The 5,522-nt window shown below is 43.6% G+C and carries 3 protein-coding genes and 1 tRNA gene; 2 read left to right on the plus strand and 2 right to left on the minus strand.

Annotation, left to right across the window (positions count from 1 at the left end; translation table 11 throughout):
• Positions 1-55 precede the first annotated feature (55 nt).
• Positions 56-2,434, plus strand: a complete 2,379-nt coding sequence (locus U9Q77_08225) for a DNA internalization-related competence protein ComEC/Rec2 (protein ID MEA3287348.1) — start codon at positions 56-58, stop codon at positions 2,432-2,434.
• 355 nt (positions 2,435-2,789) lie between these two features.
• The gene (locus U9Q77_08230) at positions 2,790-4,109 is read left to right on the plus strand and encodes a dihydroorotase (protein MEA3287349.1); all 1,320 of its coding nucleotides are present in this window, start codon (positions 2,790-2,792) and stop codon (positions 4,107-4,109) included.
• A 288-nt stretch (positions 4,110-4,397) separates the two neighbouring features.
• On the opposite strand, the gene U9Q77_08235 is transcribed toward U9Q77_08230, so the two are convergent.
• Together U9Q77_08235 and U9Q77_08240 are read right to left on the minus strand one after the other, a co-directional pair.
• Entirely contained in the window at positions 4,398-5,066 is a 669-nt protein-coding gene (locus U9Q77_08235) for a nitroreductase family protein (GenBank protein MEA3287350.1), read from the minus strand.
• A gap of 346 nt (positions 5,067-5,412) precedes the next feature.
• Positions 5,413-5,496 (minus strand) — tRNA-Leu (locus tag U9Q77_08240).
• Positions 5,497-5,522: the final 26 nt, after the last annotated feature.

The following is a 5,522-nucleotide window of genomic DNA, read 5'->3' on the forward strand; positions in this document are numbered from 1 at the left end:
TGATTGAAGACCCCATAAATCCTATGTTTGGCCAACCCAAAAAACAGTAGGAATTATGAACGATCGCATTGTGGGACTGCTAAGTCCACGGCCCATGGTTGTGGTGACATCGGTCTTTATCATTGGTATACTAATTGAGAGAAGTTTTCAAGTTAGCTTGGGGATGATCCTGATTACTCTGATCACCATCTCCACAACTCTATTCATATTCAAGTCAATTTATAAGAACGCCGTCCTATTACTTCTTATTCTAGTTTCAGGAGGGCTACGGTTGGCCACTTATGAGTTTACGACAAATTGCTCACTGGCCTACTTTCCTGCCTGTCATGATTCGACCTATCAGGTGACTGCATCTGTTGAGCAGATCGGTGAAACACGAAGGGGAACACCAAAATATACTCTGAAGCCTATTATGATAGATCACCAGCCTATCTCTCATGGAAAGCTGATCCTGTATGCCAGGGATCTGGTTATAATCCCCGAGATTGGTGACACTTTAGTCGCACCCATGCTATTGAATCAGCCCCGGAGCCAACGGAATCCGAATGATTTCGACTATCGTGCGTATCTGGCTAGACAGGAGATCTATTTTGAAGGATTTATAGAAAGTTCGGGGCAATTGATAATTCATGAATCCAGTAGTATTAATACAACACAGATAATGTTGTCGCTAAGAGATATGATCAAATATCATTTTTTAAAAGATTTAACTCCGCGCTCTTCCGGAATTATGTCAGCCCTGATCCTGGGTGAGCGCAGTGACGTGGATGATGAGACAAAAACAAATTTTGCAAATACCGGTGTCATCCATGTTTTGGCTGTAAGTGGATTGCATGTAGGCTATGTATCGCTCATTCTGGCAACCATGATCGGCATGCTTAGATTACCCCATCGCCTGCAGACAGTCCTGGTCATATTTGGATTGGGGTTCTACGTAGTACTTACTGGTGGGGCTGCATCCGTAATGCGAGCCTCGATCATGGCCGGATTGATCTTAACCGCAAATCTGTTTGAAAGAAAAACCGATATATTCAATATTTTGGCCACTGCCGCTATGATCATCCTATTGATCGATCCGACCCAACTTGGCGGAATCGGTTTCCAGCTATCATTTTCAGCTGTTCTCAGTATAGTTATGCTTTTTCCGATCCTGCGTGACTGGGTTCCAAAATGGTCTTCTGAGCATAAATATTTCACCAGCTTCGTGAATGGGGTAGTGGACCTATTTTTAGTTTCGCTGGCTGCTCAATTAGGAACCCTGGCTTTGACGATCTATTACTTCAACAAGATTCCCATTATCAGTCTGGGGGCAAATATTATTGTTGTCCCATTGATCGGGCTGATCGTTGCCACCGGGTTAAGCTCACTGATCGTGGGCAGTGTTTTCCCTTTAGTGAGCGGACTGTGGGCTGCTTTATTGGACGGTGCTATTGATTTTATGTTGTGGTTTGTGCAACTCTGTGCCCGATTTGAATGGGCATTTATCAATACTCGTTCGATTCAACTATACGAGGTTATGCTGATCTTTTTTGCAGTGTTTGCCATCACTTTCACCAAACGCTCGCGATTACCCCTGATTTGGTTTATCCTTTTCCTGGGGTGGGGAAATATCTTGGTTTGGTCCGATCTGTATCTGTCACCCAGATTGGAATTTGTGGTATTGGACGTTGGACAAGGAGATGCCCTGGTGATCCATACTCCAAATGGTAAGACCATGGTTATTGATGCCGGACTCAAATTTGGTGGAAAGGATATGGGAAAAGATGTTATCTCTCCGTTTTTGATCGATCGGAATTGGAAAACAATAGACTTGTTGGTAATCACCCATCCCCATAATGATCATATTGGAGGTGCTCACTACCTCATAACGCATCACGCTGTGAAATCAGTGTTAATGCAAGATGTGAAATATGATTCATATGGCTATCGTAAACTGCAGAGTACTTTGAATTCAATGAACATTCCCACTAATAGTGTCTGTACAGGTGTCATTGATTCTTCATTGGCACCCCTGTATTTAAGAGTGATAGGACCAAAACAATTCGAAGAGACCACCCAACCACATAACGTAAATAATGTTTCAATTGTCATGCAGTTATTTTATGGTGAAACAACCCTATTATTGACAGGTGATGCTGAAGTGGAAGTTGAACGGGATCTGCTGCCTTTCGGATCCCTTTTGAAGTGCGATCTGATCAAAGCTCCTCACCATGGATCAAAAACCAGCTCATCACCTCAGTATATCGGCCTGATAGAGCCCCAAGTATGTTTGATAAGTGTCGGAACAAGGAATAAGTACAAACACCCCGCTCCGATAACTTTAAGGAATTTTGCTGATAGTGGAGCTAAGGTCCGAAGAACAGATCTGGAGGGTGCAATAATTTATCATAGTGATGGCCAGTCCTGGCAGCACCATAACTGGAAAGCTGAATAATGCCGCGAAACTGTTTCCAATGGTTTGTTAATATTAACCTGGCCTGAGATAGCCGTATGCATCAGGAATGAGCATCTCGCCGAAGTGTAAGTTCTTTTGCCACGAAGACATCCATCTTCGCTCGAAGAGCTACGCCGGACAAGCAAAGGCTTCAAGAACCCCTAAGAAAATTTGTGAAACTTGGTGTCTTAGTGACTTTGTGGCATTTAAAATATACTTACGGATAACATGGGCCGGTTTAATAGTAATGCAAGAACCAGCTTTGAGAACCTCAACACCAGCCTTTAAATGAGCACTTTATATCTGGTCCTCTGTATGCCATATTATCAGCAATAATTAGATCTGGAGTAAATAGATGTCACCTACGATTCTCATAAAAAATGCCAGATGTGTATCATCACAGGGCATCATTAAACAAGATGTTTTAATAGAAAATGGCAAGATCGCAAAGTTAGGTCAGATCGGTGAGAAATATGCTGGTGAGATCATCGATGCTTCACATTTATTCTTATTACCTGGTGTGCTTGACCCACAAGTTCATTTTCGTGATCCTGGTCTGACTTGGAAGGAGGATCTTCGTACGGGTTCCATTGCTGCTGCAGCTGGTGGCGTGACCGGGTTCTTTGATATGCCGAATACAAAGCCCTCTACGATCACTATTGAGGCTATGACTGAACGCAAGCGAATTGCTTCAGAGAGATGTGTGGTTAACTATAATTTCTTCATAGGTGCAACCAATACTAACCTGTCCGTTTTGAATGAGGTGGAGAACGTTCCAGGTATTAAGATATTTATGGGGTCTTCTACTGGAGATCTTTTGGTGAGTGATAAGCATGATCTTGATGACATTTTTGCCAATGGTTCCCGCCTTATTGCAGTCCATGCTGAGGATGATGATATAATTGAAGCTGCCAGAGATATCTACAAAAACTCAACGGATTTTAATCATCATCAATTTGTAAGACCACCTGATGCTGCTTTAAAAGCTACCACCCTGGCAGTAGAACTTGCCATCAAACACCAACGTCGCCTGCATATTCTGCATCTCACCACCCTGGATGAAGTACGTTATCTGGAAATTCAAAAAGATAAGGCGCCTGTCTCGGCAGAGGTATGTCCCCAGCATTTCCTGTTGAGTGCACCATTTGTTTATGAGAAATTGGGAGCCTACGCTCAGATGAATCCACCCATCCGAAATATGGAGCATGGCGAAGCGTTGTGGGAGGGTCTGCAAGCAGGTGTGATCGATTGTATTGCTACTGACCATGCGCCTCATACTCATGAGGAAAAAGCTAAACCATTTGGTTTGGCACCATCCGGAATGCCAGGTGTTGAAACATCCCTTCCGCTGATGTTGGATCGTGCCAACCTGAGTTTGTGTACACTTGAAAATGTTGTCGAATGGATGTGCGAGAAACCCGTTGAATTATACCAAGTTCAGAATAAGGGCTATATTCGTGAAGGGTTTGATGCAGATCTCGTCCTGGTGGATATGGGCAAACAGAAAACAATCCGGAATGGGGAGTTATTCACAAAAGTTAATTGGAGTCCCTTCGATGGCTGGACAACAACTGGCTGGCCCGTTATGACTTTTGTAAATGGTCACCCTGTCTTTCGGGAAGGGGCTATTGATGACAGTGTTAAAGGCCTGGAGATCAGGATCGGTTCTAATTAATTAAAAAGCAGCCTACGACTTTTGAGGCTGTGTGAAAATATTATTGCAATGGAATAATTGCTTGCTAATATTAGCTTTAGTTGTCTACGTATAGTGCTGTTACTATTGATACTTACCCCAGGCTTTAGCCTGGGGGTTATAAAAATATTAAAAAGGAGGGCTTTAGCCCAATAATACGGGGCTAAAGCCCTGGGATATAGTAGGTTATCATCCCCCCAAGCTAAAGCATGGGGTAAGCGGTATCCCTATTCTCACACAGCCTCTTTAATTGTGAGCTGCTAAATCTTGTTATCGTGTAGTCCGGATCTCATTTAAGGTTTTTTTATCAATGTCTGGAACCAACACATTTTCTGCGGGATAGCCCACTACCAATAACAAAAACGGTCGTTCACCAGATGGCCGTTTGAGAATTTTGCTTAGAAAATTCATGGGACTCGGTGTATGAGTCAGAGTTACCAGCCCGGCATTATGCAAAGCAGCAATCAGTAGACCTGTAGCTATCCCAGTAGATTCCTTGGAATAGTAATGTTTGGTCTGTTGCCCATCAATTTCCTCAATACGATATTTTTGTTCGAAGATGGCAATTAGAACGGGTGCATTTTCGAGAAAAGGTTTCTCTGCGTTGGTTCCTAGCGGTTCCAGGGTTTCCAGCCAAGTGTCCCCAGCCCGGCCGGCATAGAAATCCTGTTCCGCTTGTTCTGCTGCTTGCCGAATAGCTTGTTTCGTCTGCAGATCCTTGACAACAACAAAGTGCCAGGGTTGTTGATTGGCACCACTTGGTGCAGTTCCTGCCGTAAGGATGCAGCCATCAATGATCTCCGTAGGTACATCTTCCCTGGAAAACTCTCGCACACTCCGCCTGGTTCTCATCAGATCATAGAACATTTTTGAGCGTTTCAGCATTTCGGTAGGGGAATGCTTTTCATAATTGGGTAGCGAAATAAATTTATTATTCATAAATCACCTTTGCTTTCGGTCAGTTGTACAGGAAAATAACCCGGATGAATATGAATAGACCAATTATTGTTGATGATTTAAAGACCCGCCGTTGCCTCGTGTTATACCATTTGTACTTCAGAGGGCGCGCATAGGTTCAAAATATTTTGCTGTTCTGTAAGCTTAAAATTTTATGCCTGCCTGCGCGGAGACCGACTTCGGCATAGGCAGGCATAGCGGTAGCTATGGTTATCATTTTAAGTGAAGCAGAACTGTAAAAGATGAAGAAGATAACGCGCAGTTTGAAGTAAAAATGGTATTACTCTGCTATGTCGCGGTGACTTCACTCATGCAGAGCGAAGTCTAGTACCAGAGGGGGGAGTCGAACCCCCACAGTGTTGCCACCGGTGGATTTTGAGTCCACTGCGTCTACCAATTCCGCCACCCTGGCTATTTCTAAAAGCGCGCGCAATGATA

The sequence above is a fragment of the Candidatus Neomarinimicrobiota bacterium genome (genome assembly GCA_034716895.1).
Classification (GTDB): domain Bacteria; phylum Fidelibacterota; class UBA8477; order UBA8477; family JABMPR01; genus JABMPR01.

What these genes read in the sequence shown, in the direction of transcription:
- U9Q77_08225 (MEA3287348.1), top strand. Translation starts at nt 56, where the DNA reads ATGAACGATCGCATTGTGGGACTGCTAAGTCCACGGCCCATGGTTGTG.
- U9Q77_08230 (MEA3287349.1), top strand. Translation starts at nt 2,790, where the DNA reads ATGTCACCTACGATTCTCATAAAAAATGCCAGATGTGTATCATCACAG.
- U9Q77_08235 (MEA3287350.1), bottom strand. Translation starts at nt 5,066, where the DNA reads ATGAATAATAAATTTATTTCGCTACCCAATTATGAAAAGCATTCCCCT.